This is a genomic window from Fictibacillus enclensis (genome assembly GCF_001457035.1).
Taxonomy (GTDB): Bacteria; Bacillota; Bacilli; order Bacillales; family Fictibacillaceae; genus Fictibacillus_C; species Fictibacillus_C enclensis.
Window position 1 is genome coordinate 1 of record NZ_KQ758619.1, and the last position, 14,335, is coordinate 14,335.

At 44.0% G+C, this 14,335-nt stretch carries 13 protein-coding genes and 1 rRNA gene; 6 read left to right on the forward strand and 8 right to left on the reverse strand.

Annotated features, from left to right (window positions below; translation table 11 throughout):
* From AS030_RS15340 to dnaA, 8 genes are all read right to left on the reverse strand, one after another.
* Nucleotides 1–236, reverse strand: a 16S ribosomal RNA gene (locus tag AS030_RS15340); the annotation flags it as partial.
* A 356-nt stretch (nt 237–592) separates the two neighbouring features.
* Nucleotides 593–3,151, reverse strand: coding sequence for a DNA gyrase subunit A (gyrA, locus tag AS030_RS15345; protein WP_061973064.1), 2,559 nt, complete (start codon nt 3,149–3,151; stop codon nt 593–595).
* Nucleotides 3,152–3,254: 103 nt separating this feature from the next.
* A complete protein-coding gene (gyrB, locus tag AS030_RS15350) occupies nt 3,255–5,177 on the reverse strand; it encodes a DNA topoisomerase (ATP-hydrolyzing) subunit B (RefSeq protein ID WP_061973066.1) in 1,923 nt (640 codons plus the stop codon).
* A gap of 54 nt (nt 5,178–5,231) precedes the next feature.
* A complete protein-coding gene (gene remB, locus AS030_RS15355; protein ID WP_061973069.1) occupies nt 5,232–5,507 on the reverse strand; it encodes an extracellular matrix regulator RemB in 276 nt (91 codons plus the stop codon).
* 8 nt (nt 5,508–5,515) lie between these two features.
* A complete protein-coding gene (recF, locus tag AS030_RS15360) occupies nt 5,516–6,637 on the reverse strand; it encodes a DNA replication/repair protein RecF (RefSeq protein ID WP_061973071.1) in 1,122 nt (373 codons plus the stop codon).
* A gap of 14 nt (nt 6,638–6,651) precedes the next feature.
* Entirely contained in the window at nt 6,652–6,864 is a 213-nt protein-coding gene (gene yaaA / locus AS030_RS15365; RefSeq protein ID WP_129478625.1) for a S4 domain-containing protein YaaA, read from the reverse strand.
* A gap of 107 nt (nt 6,865–6,971) precedes the next feature.
* Nucleotides 6,972–8,114, reverse strand: coding sequence for a DNA polymerase III subunit beta (dnaN, locus tag AS030_RS15370; protein WP_061973077.1), 1,143 nt, complete (start codon nt 8,112–8,114; stop codon nt 6,972–6,974).
* Nucleotides 8,115–8,326: 212 nt separating this feature from the next.
* Nucleotides 8,327–9,679 (reverse strand): chromosomal replication initiator protein DnaA, encoded by a 1,353-nt coding sequence (gene dnaA / locus AS030_RS15375; RefSeq protein ID WP_061973079.1) that lies wholly within the window; start codon nt 9,677–9,679, stop codon nt 8,327–8,329.
* 755 nt (nt 9,680–10,434) lie between these two features.
* Between dnaA and rpmH the strand changes: the two genes are divergently transcribed.
* The 6 genes from rpmH (at nt 10,435) to mnmE (ending at nt 14,327) form a co-directional block, all read left to right on the forward strand.
* On the forward strand, nt 10,435–10,569 hold the full coding sequence (rpmH, locus tag AS030_RS23125) for a 50S ribosomal protein L34 (protein ID WP_007201576.1): 135 nt from the start codon (nt 10,435–10,437) through the stop codon (nt 10,567–10,569).
* A gap of 140 nt (nt 10,570–10,709) precedes the next feature.
* Entirely contained in the window at nt 10,710–11,069 is a 360-nt protein-coding gene (gene rnpA, locus AS030_RS15380; protein ID WP_061973082.1) for a ribonuclease P protein component, read from the forward strand.
* The gene (gene yidD, locus AS030_RS15385) at nt 11,066–11,290 is read left to right on the forward strand and encodes a membrane protein insertion efficiency factor YidD (protein WP_061973085.1); all 225 of its coding nucleotides are present in this window, start codon (nt 11,066–11,068) and stop codon (nt 11,288–11,290) included. Before rnpA ends, yidD begins: the two co-directional genes overlap by 4 nt.
* A gap of 34 nt (nt 11,291–11,324) precedes the next feature.
* Complete coding sequence (gene spoIIIJ / locus AS030_RS15390; protein ID WP_061973087.1) at nt 11,325–12,098, forward strand: YidC family membrane integrase SpoIIIJ; 774 nt, start codon at nt 11,325–11,327, stop codon at nt 12,096–12,098.
* Entirely contained in the window at nt 12,095–12,715 is a 621-nt protein-coding gene (gene jag, locus AS030_RS15395) for an RNA-binding cell elongation regulator Jag/EloR (RefSeq protein ID WP_061973090.1), read from the forward strand. Before spoIIIJ ends, jag begins: the two co-directional genes overlap by 4 nt.
* Nucleotides 12,716–12,950: 235 nt before the next feature.
* The gene (gene mnmE, locus AS030_RS15400; protein WP_061973092.1) at nt 12,951–14,327 is read left to right on the forward strand and encodes a tRNA uridine-5-carboxymethylaminomethyl(34) synthesis GTPase MnmE; all 1,377 of its coding nucleotides are present in this window, start codon (nt 12,951–12,953) and stop codon (nt 14,325–14,327) included.
* The last annotated feature ends 8 nt before the right edge of the window (nt 14,328–14,335 follow it).

The following is a 14,335-nucleotide window of genomic DNA, read 5'->3' on the forward strand; positions in this document are numbered from 1 at the left end:
CATCTGTAAGCGTCAGCCGAAACCGACTTTCAAAAAAGAAGCAGGCGCTTCTCGTTATCATCCGGTATTAGCTCCGGTTTCCCGGAGTTATCCCCGTCTTACAGGCAGGTTACCCACGTGTTACTCACCCGTCCGCCGCTAAATCAGAGGAGCAAGCTCCTCGTCATTCGCTCGACTTGCATGTATTAGGCACGCCGCCAGCGTTCATCCTGAGCCAGGATCAAACTCTCCAATAAAGTGTTTGATATAGCTCTTAAAGTTTAAAAATAAGAAATTGATGGGATTGTAAAATCCCTGACTTACTCTGGCTTTTGTTTGGTTTTCAAAGAACATTTTGTTTGCGCCGCTCGTTTTGGCGACTTTATTAGAATACCATATTAGCATCTATCAAGTCAACCATTTTCTCTAAAAAGTTTTTTCGGAGATTTGCCTGTCAAACAGGCTTAACAAGAAGCTAAATAAATATACCATCTTATTATATACATTGCAAGTGTTTTTTATAAAAAATGTATTTCTACTGAAAAGAAATGAATCAAAGAAAAAAAGGCTGTTAGAAGTGGATTCACTTTTAACAGCCTTTTTACTGTATTGCTTATTCTTCTGGATCGGTATCGCTGTCTTCGTCATGTACTTCCGTTTCATTTGTTTCCACTTTTAATTCTTGTTCATCAGCGCTGGGTTCCATTGTTTCTTCGATGGCCTCATCAATGGCTTCATCCAATTCTTCTTCTTTTTCAACGACTGCTACCGTGGCCACGTGATTGCCTTCCTGCATGGAGATCAGCTTCACACCTTGTGTGTTTCGGCCCATGGAGGAGATGCCTTCCACATTCATACGGATAAGAATGCCGTCTGCGGTAATGATCATCAGATCCTGTTCGTTTGTAACGGTTTTAAGGGCAGTGATATCGCCATTTCTTTCGGTAATATTGCATGTTTTAATCCCTTTACCGCCACGGGACTGCAGTCGGTATTCTTCCATCGGCGTACGTTTGCCGAAGCCATTTTCCGTAACAATCAGGACCTCATGCCCTTCATCAAGTACTTCCATGCCGACAACATAATCGTCTTTGCCAAGAGTGACGGCTTTTACACCTGCAGCTGTACGGCCCATGGACCGCACATCATCCTCTTTATAACGGATCGCCATACCTTTGCTTGTTCCGACAATGATTTCTTTGTTGCCATCGGTCAGTTTGACTCCCATCAATTCATCCTCGTCACGCAAGGTAATGGCAAACAAACCGCCTTTGCGGATATTGGCAAATTGGGAAAGCGGTGAACGCTTGGTAATCCCGTGTCGTGTCATGAAGTTGAGATACCAGGTATCTTCAAATTCTTCCACCGGAATAACAGCAGAAATCGTTTCTCCGCGTTCAACCTGAAGCATATTGATAATTGGAATTCCTTTTGCAGTTCTGCTCATCTCAGGGATTTCGTATCCTTTTAGACGATATACCTTCCCTTTGTTGGTGAAGAACAAGATCGTGTTATGGGAATTCGTGGTGAACAGGTGTTCCACGAAATCTTCATCCCCTGTGCCCATACCCTGGATTCCTCTTCCTCCCCGTCGCTGTGAGCGGTACGTGGAGATCGGAAGTCGTTTGATATAGCCATTGTTGGTCAGAGTAATAACTACGTTTGTTCTTGGAATTAAATCTTCATCCTCGATCATATCAAAGCCAACCGTAATATTGGTTCGGCGCTCATCCGCAAAACGCTCTTTAACTTCGGTGAGTTCTTCACGGATGATTTCAAGGATTTTTTCCTCGTCCGCCAGTATCGCGCGGAGTTCGGCAATTAAAGCAACAAGCTCTTTATATTCATTTTCAATTTTATCGCGTTCCAGACCGGTCAGACGCTGCAAGCGCATTTCCAGGATTGCCTGGGCCTGTTCAAGGCTTAAACCAAACCTTTCCATCAAACCGTCACGTGCAATGTCTGTTGTTCTTGATCCGCGAATCAACGCAATGACTTCATCCAGATGATCAAGCGCAATGCGCAAACCTTCGAGGATGTGTGCCCTGGCTTCAGCCTTGCGAAGCTCAAATTCGGTTCTTCTGCGAATAATAACCTGCTGATGTTTCAAATAATAATGCAGACATTCCTTTAAATTAAGGACCTTCGGCTGCCCATCGACAAGGGCAAGCATGTTAATTCCGAAGCTTGTTTGCAGTGCCGTATGCTTGTACAGGTTATTCAACAGCACATTGGCATTAGCATCGCGGCGGACTTCAATAACAATTCTCATCCCGTTACGGTCGGATTCGTCACGAAGATCAGTAATGCCATCGACTTTTTTGTCTCTTACTAATTCAGCAATTTTTTCTACCAATCGGGCTTTGTTGACCTGATAAGGAAGTTCGCTGACAATGATGAAGTTTTTGCCATTGGATTGTTCTTCAATTTCCGCTTTGGCACGGATAATGATGGAACCCCTTCCTGTCTGGTAGGCCTTTCTGATTCCTTCACGACCAAGGATCTCACCTGCTGTCGGGAAATCCGGACCAGGAATAAATTCCATAAGCTCAGGAATTGAGATGTCAGGATTTTGGCTAAGTTCAAGCACACCGTCAATGACTTCTCCAAGGTGATGAGGAGGAATGTTCGTTGCCATACCCACCGCGATTCCCGATGTACCGTTAACAAGCAGGTTTGGAAAACGGGAAGGCATAACAACGGGTTCTCTTTCCGAGCCGTCATAGTTATCTTTGTAATCAATGGTGTCTTTATTGATGTCACGGACAATTTCCATGGCGATCTTGGACATTCTGGCTTCGGTATAACGCATGGCCGCTGCGGCGTCACCGTCAACGGATCCAAAGTTACCATGTCCGTCAACAAGCATGTGGCGGTAGTTGAAATCCTGTGCCATACGGACCATGGTTTCATACACGGCAGAGTCGCCGTGCGGGTGATACTTACCGATTACTTCTCCGACGATACGCGCTGACTTCTTGTATGCTTTATCTGCGGTCATGCCCAAGTCGTTCATGGCATAAAGAATACGCCGGTGAACAGGCTTCAGGCCATCCCGGACATCCGGAAGAGCACGGCTGACAATAACACTCATCGCATAATCCATAAAAGAAGTACGCATTTCCGAGCTGATATTTATTTCCTTCACCCGGGATTGATCTGCTTCAGACATTGATTCTAACCTCCATTTACTGCATGTTCCATTTACTTTTTACTTAAATAAAGATCTATAAAAACGGTAAGAGAAACAGGGATGTCCCCTGTTTCCACTGATGTTAAATATCCAAGTTTTTTACATAATGGGCGTTTTCCTGAATGAAATCGCGGCGGGGTTCAACCTTATCTCCCATCAGAATATCAAAGGTTTGATCCGCTTCAATTGCATCTTTCAGTTCAACCTGCAGCAATGTCCGCGTAGTCGGATCCATTGTGGTTTCCCATAACTGTGCAGGGTTCATTTCTCCAAGACCTTTATAACGTTGAACGCCAGGTTTCGGATTCTGCGGAAGCTCACCCATAATTCTTTCCATTTCTTTATCATTATAAGCATATTCAATCCGTTTTCCCTGCTGCACTTTGTATAAAGGCGGCTGGGCAATATAGACATAGCCGTTTTCCACGATCGGCCGCATGTAACGATAGAAGAACGTCAGAAGCAGTGTACGAATGTGCGCGCCGTCGACATCGGCATCAGTCATGATGATGACTTTATGATAGCGGGCTTTGGTAATGTCAAAGTCCTCTCCAATCCCGGTGCCAAGTGCTGTAATGATGGCACGGATCTCATTGTTTGAGAGAATTTTATCAAGACGCGCTTTTTCCACGTTAATGATTTTACCGCGCAATGGCAAAATGGCCTGGAAGTGACGGTCACGCCCCTGTTTGGCGGATCCGCCCGCTGAGTCACCCTCAACGATGTACAGCTCGGAGATGCTGGCATCCTTGGATGAGCAATCTGCAAGCTTTCCTGGAAGAGAAGAAACCTCCAGTGCGCTTTTTCTTCGGGTTAACTCACGCGCTTTTTTCGCAGCCACGCGGGCACGGAGCGCCATCATCCCTTTTTCCACTACTTTCCGTGCCACATCAGGGTTCTCAAGCATAAAGGTGGAAAACTGTTCGGAAAACAGTGATTCGGTGATCGTCCTTGCTTCAGAGTTGCCGAGCTTTGTTTTCGTTTGTCCTTCAAACTGCGGATCCGGATGCTTGATGGAGATGATCGCCGTCAAGCCTTCACGTACATCATCACCGGAAAGGTTCGTATCACTGTCTTTAAAAATATTATTACGTCGGCCATAATCGTTAATTACACGGGTCAGGGCGGTTTTAAATCCGGATTCATGCGTACCGCCCTCATGTGTATTAATATTGTTGGCAAACGAGTAAATATTGCTTGTATAGCTGTCGTTATACTGCAAGGCAATTTCAAGAGAAATGCCTTCTTTTTCACCTTCAATAAAAATCGGCTCATGAATCGCTTCACGCGAGCGGTTGATATGTTCAACGTAGGATTTAATTCCGCCTTCATAGTGATATTCCTGTACCACAGGTTCTTCTTCACGTTTGTCGATGGCGACAATTTTAATGCCACGGTTGAGATAGGCCAATTCTCTGATCCGCTGGGACAGAGTCTCAAAATCATATTCAATGGTTTCTGTGAAAATTTCTGTATCCGGCACAAAATGAGTTCTTGTACCCCTGTCTTCCGTTTCGCCGATCACTTTAAGGTCAGCAGTAGGAATTCCCCTGTGATATTTCTGATAGTGAATCTTTCCGTCACGGTAAATGGTAACTTCCATTTCACTGGACAGCGCGTTAACAACCGATGCACCTACCCCGTGCAGACCACCGGATACTTTATAGCCTCCGCCGCCGAATTTACCGCCGGCATGAAGAACCGTCATGATGACCTCCACAGCCGGACGTCCCATTTTTTCATGGATTCCGACCGGGATTCCGCGTCCGTTATCGGTTACGGTGATGCTGTTGTCTTTTTCGATCGTTACTGTAATCTCATCACAGTATCCGGCAAGCGCTTCATCAATGGAGTTGTCGACAATTTCCCATACGAGATGGTGCAATCCTCTCACATTGGTGGAGCCAATATACATACCCGGGCGTTTGCGGACAGCTTCCAGTCCTTCTAATACCTGAATATCACTTTCATCATAATGCTGTTCTAATTCTTGATCAGTACTCATTTTTTTCTTCACCTACATTTCGGTTTCGGGAACATTTTTAAACGATTACCTGTCTTACTTGACGTACGAGCTATGGGCAAAATCAATCCGTTCTCCTGCCCGCTTTTTTAACGTGATTGAGGATAGAGGGGAGATATAGACATGTTCTTTTGTAATGATGACAGATTTGGGATGATGATTGGTATGGCATAAGTTCACCATGCTTTTCATTTCTTTATGCTGTCTTAAAAAGGCACTCATTAATTCCGAGCTCTCAAGCGCACGGTAATCAAGAATCGCCACAATTTCCTTTTGCTGAATAACCGCTTCTTCGCCAATATGCAATAACATAGTCCACCTCACCTTATCCGTTCAATCGCACCTTGTTCAACATGGTACGTTGCTGCCTTATCGAGCGTTTCATGGTGTATGCCTTCCACGCTTGTTGTGGTAACAAAGGTCTGTACTTTGCCTTGTATGGTATTCAGCAAATGAGATTGCCGATAGTCATCAAGTTCTGACAACACATCATCCAGCAGGAGCAGCGGGTACTCTCCGACTTCTGAATGAATAAGATCAATCTCTGCTAATTTGATCGACAGCGCCGTGGTCCTCTGCTGGCCCTGTGAACCGAACGTCTGTACATCTTTCCCATTCACATGAAAAAGCAGATCATCACGGTGCGGGCCGAACAAAGAGGTGCCGCGTTCTATTTCTCTGTCTTTTATTTTAACAAACTTTTCTTCATATGCTTCTATCATTTTCGACAATTCTTGCTCTTCACATACCTCTACAGTCGGTTTATATATCACTTCAAGGCGTTCCAGCCCTCTGGAGATGCCGTGGTGTATGGGATCGGCCCAGCTTTGGAGGAGTTTCATGTAACTCACTCGCTTTTCCGTTACCCGTGCCGCCGCCTGTATCAGTTGTTCTGTCAAAATATCAAGCATGACCGTATTTTCTTTGGAACGGCTGCGCTGCATGTCCCGCAAAAGAGAATTGCGCTGGGCAAGAACCTTTTGATATTGCGATAAATAATGAAGATAGACCGGATTAACCTGCCCGATCTCCATATCAATAAAACGACGTCGCACCTGGGGACTCCCTTTAACAAGATTCAAATCCTCAGGTGCAAACATGACGACATTTAACGCCCCTATATAGTCAGTCAATCTCCGCTGTTCCAGTCCATTGACTTTTGCTTTCTTGCCTTTTTGTGAAACAACCAGGCTTAAACTGAATGGACCGGTCCTTTTTTGAACCCGTCCTTCTATTTTAGCATATTCTTCGTCCCAATAGATTAATTCTTTATCGCGGGGAGTTCTATGGGACTTTGCCATGGCCAGAACGTAGATGGCTTCCATCACATTTGTTTTCCCCTGAGCATTCTCACCCAAAAACACATTGACCTTGTTTTCGAAATCAAGATGCTGGGATGAATAGTTTCTGTAATTTCTTATGTCCAATTGTTCAATATACAACGGGATACCCCCATTTATCTGGAAACAGTGATCTCGCCCAATTCGGGAACAGAAACTTTATCTCCCTCGTAAAGCTTTCTTCCCCGGCGGTTTTCCCGCTCACCATTAACCAGCACTTCATTTTCTTCTAAATACCATTTTACCATTCCCCCACTTGAGATGGCATCTACATGTTTGAGCAGCTGCTGCAGAGTAATGTATTCAGTCGTTATTTGCACGTTCTCCATCATAACACTCCTTTTCAGACTAGTATTCTCTATTTTCAACCCTTTATGAAAGGCATAAAAGCTGCCGGAGAACCAGCAGCTTTTTTTATCGTTGTCATACTTAAATTTTAATATGTTCGGACAGGCAGGATCAGCTGTTTGACGATTTCGTTGTCCACCGGGGTAATGAGGAATGGCCTCATGGCTCCTGTAAACAAAACCTGAATCTCTGAACAGTCCATCGCTTTTAATGCATCAATCATATATTTCGCATTGAAGGAAATTTTCAGCTCTTCACCCTCCATGGATTCCGTGACGACATGTTCGTACACTTTACCGATTTCCGGAGAATTGGATGAAATTTCAATGGTCTGGTTATCGAGCGTGGCAAGTTTCACCACATTGTTTCGTCCTTCGCGGGCAAGCAGAGACGCCCGGTCAATTGCCTGAAGAAAATCTTTCGTCGATAAACCTAACGTTGTTTTGCTTTCACTTGGAAGCAATTTGCTTGTATCCGGATAATTTCCGTCAAGCAGTCTTGAAAAGAATAACGTATTTTTTGTTTTAAATAAAACCTGATTGTCTGTAACAACGATTTGCACTAGCTCTGCAGATTCCTCAACAATTTTGGACAATTCATTTAAGCTTTTTCCCGGAATCACTACGTTTTGGAACGAAAGCCCTTCTGTATTGCTTTCAATTCTTGCGGTCCTCTGTGCAAGTCGGTGGCTGTCTGTCGCTACACAGCTGAGAACATTGTCTTCAAGATTAATGTTCACACCGGTTAATATAGGACGTGTTTCTGACGTGGACACCGCAAAGACAGTTTGTCTGATAATTTGGCGAAGCAGATCTCCCTGGATACTGAACACGTTTTGTTCTTCAATCTGCGGAAGGCGGGGATATTCTTCTGGATCCAGACCAACAAGGCTGAATTCGGAAGCTCCGGAGCGGAGTTTTGTTTCAAAACGCTCTCCCACTTCAACTTCCACGGTATCATTCGGCATTTTTTTTACGATTTCGGAAAAATACCTTGCCTGAAGAACAATGCTTCCTGGTTTTTGGACCTCAAGATTGACTTCCCCATTTTCTTCCATCGGAATCAGGCGTTCGATGGAAATATCGGAGTCACTTCCTGTCAGTGTCATCCCTTCACTGTGAACCACCATTTTTATACCCGTCAAAATCGGTATCGTCGTTCTTGAAGATACAGCCTTCATTACATCCTGTACACCTTCAATTAGCTGGCTTCGGTTAATCTGAAATTTCATGATCATCCCCCTGAACAATTTTCTTATTGGAATTCGGTTATATTATTAATTTTTTTAAATAAAAAACAGTCGTAGTAATAGTAGGGCCTGTGAATCTGTGGATAAGTATGTGAAATGCAAGGAAAGACAGCCTATCCACATGTGGACAGACTGTGCATAAGAGCGAACAAGTTATTCACAAAATCCCCAGCAAAAAGACATATGGAACAGTATTACGATTTTAACTGATCGTGAATTTCTTTGATACTTTTTTGCAGCTGCTGGTCAGAAACCATTAGGTTCGAAATTTTTTCATGAGCATGAAGCACGGTAGTATGGTCTCTTCCGCCAAATTCTTCTCCAATTTTGGGCAAAGAATTGTCGGTTAATTCCCTTGCAAGATACATGGCAATCTGGCGGGGAAAAGCAACCGATTTTGTTCTCTTTTTCGCAGTAAAATCTTCAAGCTTGATGTTATAATGCCGCCCGACAATCTCTTGGATGTGGTGAATGGTAATCATGCGCGGCTTGGAGGAAGGAATAATATCCTTAAGTGCCTCGGCTGCAAGATCTGCATTCATATCCTGGTTGATGAGTGAAGAGTAGGCAACTACACGAATCAAAGCCCCCTCCAGCTCACGAATATTGGTATCAATTTGATTGGCGATGTACAGCATCACTTCATTCGGTATATCCAGACCCTCCGCTTTCGCCTTCTTGCGCAGTATGGCGATTCTTGTTTCAAGATCAGGCGGAGTGATGTCCGTGATCAATCCCCATTCGAAGCGGGAACGAAGCCTGTCCTCAAGCGTCGGGATCTCCTTGGGAGGGCGGTCACTTGAAATGACGATTTGCTTGCTTTCTTCGTGAAGCGCGTTAAATGTATGGAAAAATTCTTCTTGAGTTTGTTCTTTTCCGGCAAGGAATTGAATATCATCGATAAGAAGAATGTCGACACTTCTGAATTTATTTCTAAATTCGACCGTTTTATTGTCACGAATCGAGTTAATGAATTCATTAGTGAACTTTTCAGATGACAGATAAGCCACCTTTGCATTCGGCTTATGGTCAACCACATAATGGCCGATCGCATGCATCAAGTGGGTCTTTCCCAGGCCGACTCCTCCGTAAATAAAGAGCGGATTGTATGCTTTGGCCGGTGCTTCTGCTACAGCCAGAGATGCCGCATGGGCAAACCGGTTGCCCGATCCGATAACGAACCGGTCAAAGGTATACTTTGGGTTCATCATGCTCTGGGCAACTTCCTCCTGCTGCTCCACGTTCACTTTTTGCGTTTTTTTCAATACTTTTTCAAAGTCAACTTCTTCTTCCATCTGATTTTGAGGAATAATGAATTTGACATCCAGCGCAGCCCCTGTCACATCCTGAAGAGTTTCGGAAATCAAGGTGGAATAACGGGATTCCAGCCAGTCACGGGCAAACTCGTTCGGTGCTGTAATGATGAGCGTATCATTTTGCAGTGCGTGCGCCGCTGTGGACTTTAACCATGTCTCAAAGCTGGGTTTGCTGACCTTTTTTTCCATGGCAGCCAATGCTTTGTTCCATAGGTCATTAATATTTTCCACCAACAGTACCTCCTAAGTAATTTATATAAACGAAGATATTCCATGAAATTGCTGCTCTTTTGTGGACTAGCGAAAGCAAACCCCAAGATTAGTCAAAGGCTGTTTTAGCGAATGAAAATCGAAATCGATGTTCAAAATGATAAAAAAGCTTTGACTAAATGGATCTTGAGGTTTTGATGAGGGCACAGTTGCTGAAGAATACACCATGATGTATAAGCGTTGTACAGCCATATGTATACGTACGCATAATTATTCTATTCACAGCAAACGTGCACAATCTATTAATATAGTAGAAAATCAGTATAAGGCGTTTCATTCTGAGGATGTGGACAACCTTATAAACACATTATTTTAAATGTCCACAACTTTATCCACAGCATGTGGATAAAAATATTGTCGCATGAAGTTATCAACGAGTTAAAACACAACAATCATATCAAAAAAATACCATGAATGCAATGAGTTTCTCGTACTTATCCACAACCCCTACAACTTGTGTAAAGGTGTTGTCCACAGCACAAGATTTTGTGTAAAACTTGTCGATAAAGGGTGTGGATAATGAAAATCGTGTCGAAAAAACTATCCACAGCGTGTCGAATTAAAAAAATAAGGGAGAAGATCGGCAAAAGACATCCTGGAGCGTAATATTCTTGTTCCTTAAATAAATTTCAAGAAGTCTTGACAAACAGAGGGTTGAATCCTTATACTTACTTAGACTGTCTTTTTGATATATCCTCAGGGAGGTGTAATATATAATGAAACCAACGTTTCAACCAAATAACCGTAAACGTAAGAAAGTACATGGTTTTCGTGCGCGTATGGCAACAAAGAACGGCCGTAAAGTTCTAGCTCGCCGCCGCCAAAAAGGAAGAAAAGTATTATCTGCATAGGCCACTGACAATCAGTGGTCTTTTTTCTGATATAAGGGAAAAGTTGATAATTGTTTAAATAAAATGAAGTAGCCGATACTGTTAATGATAAGAATGGAATGTACTAGAGAAGTATTGAGATCCAGGTGGAGTGTTGCCGGATGGAAAAGCAAAAGCGCTTAAAAAAGAATGAAGAGTTTCAAGAAGTGTTTAAAAGAGGAAAATCGTCTGCCAACCGCCAATTTGTAATATATGCGCTGGAAAAAAACGATCAGCCTCATTTAAGATTGGGTTTGTCAGTAAGCAAGCGGGTGGGAAAAGCCGTAACCCGCAACCGAATCAAGCGAGTAGTGAAAGAAATATTTATGAAGCACGAAGAGGAGATTGCATCCAGCAGGGATTATATTGTTATTGCCCGGAATCCAACAGCTGACATGGATTACTTTGAGATGGAAAAAAGCCTTCTGCATGTGCTGCAGCGTGCCGGTTTGTTCAGACAGTCAAGGGATAAGCGTAAATGAAACGGCTTTTGATCCTGATTTTTCGTTTTTACCAACGGTTTATCTCACCGTTGACCCCGCCGACCTGCCGTTTTTATCCTACATGTTCGCATTATGGAATTGAAGCGCTTCAACGATTTGGGGCCATTAAGGGATCGTGGCTGACGTTAAAGAGGATTTTAAAATGCCATCCTTTCCATCCGGGAGGGATTGATCCTGTACCCGAAAAGAAGAAGCGCTGAAAATATAGAAACAATGCTTTAAGGAGGATGAGGAGTGCGAAAGAAATTAGGAATACCGTTTGCTCTGGCCAGTTTAATGCTTTTATTGTCTGGCTGTAGTTCTGTAAAAACACCAATAACTTCAGAAAGTACCGGAGTCTGGAATGAGTACGTTGTTTATCCGTTATCCTGGGTAATTACTCAATTCGCCGAGATGATGGGGAACAATTACGGGCTGTCCATTGTGGTTGTTACCATTTTGATCCGTCTTGCGTTGTTGCCGCTCATGATCAAACAGACAAGAAGCTCAAAAGCAATGCAGGATATTCAGCCTGAACTGCAGAAGCTTCGTGAAAAATACAGTTCAAAAGATGCGACTACACAGCAAAAACTCCAGCAGGAAACGATGCAGTTGTTCCAGTCCCAGGGGGTAAACCCGCTTGCAGGTTGTCTGCCTTTGGTGATCCAAATGCCGATCTTGCTTGGTTTCTATCATGCCATTATGCGTACTCAGGAAATCAAAAACCACAGCTTTTTATGGTTTGACCTGGGAAACCCAGATCCTGTATATGCTTTGCCGATTATTGCCGGAATCACGACCTTCCTTCAGCAGAAGATTATGATGGGCGGTACAAACAATCCAAATCCACAGATGAAAATGCTGCTCTACATCATGCCGGTTATGATTGTTGTCTTTGCCATTAACTTCCCGGCAGCATTATCGCTTTATTGGGTAATTGGTAACATGTTCATGATTGTACAGACATATTTTATTACAGCCCCGAACAGGAAAAAGACAAACCAATTGGATAGGGGAGCTAAAAAGTGAAACAGATTCAGGTAACGGGAAAAACAGTTGAAGAAGCAGTTTCAGCAGCACTGGCCGAACTTCAGGCTTCCAAAGAAGAGGTTGAGGTAAAAGTTCTTGAAGAATCGAAAAAAGGTTTTTTGGGTTTTGGCGGCAAACCTGCGCTCATCGAGGTTTCCATCAAGCCGGATCCAATCAAGACCGCTGTTGCTTTTTTACAGGAAGTCACCGATAAAATGGGTGTGCCTGTTACCATTTCACTTAAAGAAAACCGTGAAGAAACGATTTTTGAGCTTTCAGGTGAAAAAATCGCCATTCTGATTGGAAAAAGGGGACAAACCCTTAACTCTCTGCAGTACTTGACCAATCTCGTAGCCAATAATCATTCGAGTAATTATCTCAGGATCATACTCGATGCTGAAAACTACAGAGAGCGGCGCCGCGAATCGCTCCAACGGCTGGCCATGCACACTGCCCAGAGAGTGGCGGCGACAGGAAAAGGCGTTGCCCTTGATCCGATGCCGTCCAATGAGCGAAAAGCCATACATATGGCCCTTCGAAACAATAAAAAAATCGAAACATCTTCAGAAGGGGCAGAACCGTTCAGAAAGGTCATCATCCGCCCCGCGAAGAACTGACGATACTATAGCAGGGCACCGCCCGCTGTATCTGCCCGCCATCCTTTATTTTTACAAGGGAAGGCGGGTTTTTTCATTGCCTTTTGCAGTCGAACTGGGTTAAACTAAAAGGTATTGTGGATAAATATGTATTCGTTTGTAACAAAGTTATCCACTGTGGATAGTTAGAAACGCAAATAACGGAAATAATAGTATAGATAGAGTAAGTTTTGGGTTTCAAAGAGAGGTGAGAAGGATGGAATACGATACAATTACGGCGATCTCCACACCGATGGGGGAAGGTGCTATCGCAATTGTCAGGTTAAGCGGCAGCGAAGCGGTCTCGATTGCCGATTCCATATATAAGGGAAAAATGAAGCTGCAGGATGCAGAATCACATTCGATACATTACGGAAAACTCATCGAGCCAAAAACGGAAGAAGCCGTCGAGGAAGTCATGGTTTCCGTCATGCGTGGCCCGCGTACCTTCACTAGAGAAGATGTGATTGAGATCAACTGCCACGGCGGTATTGTTTCGGTCAACCGGGTGCTGCAGCTTGTCTTAAGTCACGGCGCAAGGCTTGCCGAGCCGGGTGAATTTACGAAACGGGCCTTTTTAAACGGACGTATTGACCTGTCCCAGGCGGAAGCGGTCATGGACTTGATCCGTGCCAAAACGGACCGGGCCATGAATGTCGCATTGAATCAAATGGAAGGCCGGCTTTCCAGGCTGGTGGGTAAATTAAGGCAGACACTGCTTGAAACCATTGCCCATGTGGAAGTGAACATCGATTATCCGGAGTATGACGCTGAGGAAATGACGCACGCGCTTTTAAATGAAAAGCTTGGTTTTGTAAAAGATGAAGTAGAGAAAATCCTGATAACGGCACAGCAAGGGAAGATTTTGCGGGAGGGTCTTTCAACCGCCATTATCGGCCGCCCAAACGTGGGGAAATCTTCACTGATGAATGCGCTTGTTCATGAAAATAAAGCGATCGTTACGGAAATTGCCGGCACGACCCGCGATGTGATTGAGGAGTACGTAAATGTTAGAGGTGTTCCCCTTCGCCTTGTAGATACCGCTGGGATTCGGGAGACTGAAGACATCGTGGAACGGATCGGGGTTGAAAAATCCAGGAAAGTGCTGAAAGAATCGGATTTGATATTGCTGGTCATCAACAGCAATGAATCTCTTTCCGCTGAGGATGAAAACCTTTTTGAAGCGGTAAAAGGTCTTGATGTTATCGTGATCGTCAATAAGACAGACCTGGAGCCAAAAATAGATATGAGCCGGGTAAAGGAACTGGCAGGACCTCATCCTGTGATCACAACCTCCCTTCTTCATGAAGAAGGGGTGGATCGCCTTGAAGAGGGGATTGCCCAGTTGTTTTTCCAGGGAGGCATTGAAGCGCAGGACATTACGTATGTTTCGAATTCAAGACATATTGCGCTCCTGCAGCAAACTATTCGCCATATCGATGAGGCCCTGAACGGCATCGAAATGAGTTTGCCAATCGATATGGTACAAATTGATATAACAAGGGCATGGGAGATTCTTGGTGAGATTGTTGGAGACACCGTTTCCGAGAGTCTGATCGACCAGTTGTTCTCCCAGTTCTGTTTAGGGAAATAAAAGGAGGA

Excerpts from the sequence above, each read along its gene's own strand:
- gyrA (WP_061973064.1), bottom strand. The coding sequence starts at position 3,151 with ATGTCTGAAGCAGATCAATCCCGGGTGAAGGAAATAAATATCAGCTCG.
- gyrB (WP_061973066.1), bottom strand. The coding sequence starts at position 5,177 with ATGAGTACTGATCAAGAATTAGAACAGCATTATGATGAAAGTGATATT.
- remB (WP_061973069.1), bottom strand. The coding sequence starts at position 5,507 with ATGTTATTGCATATTGGCGAAGAAGCGGTTATTCAGCAAAAGGAAATT.
- yaaA (WP_129478625.1), bottom strand. The coding sequence starts at position 6,864 with ATGGAGAACGTGCAAATAACGACTGAATACATTACTCTGCAGCAGCTG.
- dnaN (WP_061973077.1), bottom strand. The coding sequence starts at position 8,114 with ATGAAATTTCAGATTAACCGAAGCCAGCTAATTGAAGGTGTACAGGAT.
- rpmH (WP_007201576.1), top strand. The coding sequence starts at position 10,435 with ATGAAACCAACGTTTCAACCAAATAACCGTAAACGTAAGAAAGTACAT.
- rnpA (WP_061973082.1), top strand. The coding sequence starts at position 10,710 with ATGGAAAAGCAAAAGCGCTTAAAAAAGAATGAAGAGTTTCAAGAAGTG.
- yidD (WP_061973085.1), top strand. The coding sequence starts at position 11,066 with ATGAAACGGCTTTTGATCCTGATTTTTCGTTTTTACCAACGGTTTATC.
- mnmE (WP_061973092.1), top strand. The coding sequence starts at position 12,951 with ATGGAATACGATACAATTACGGCGATCTCCACACCGATGGGGGAAGGT.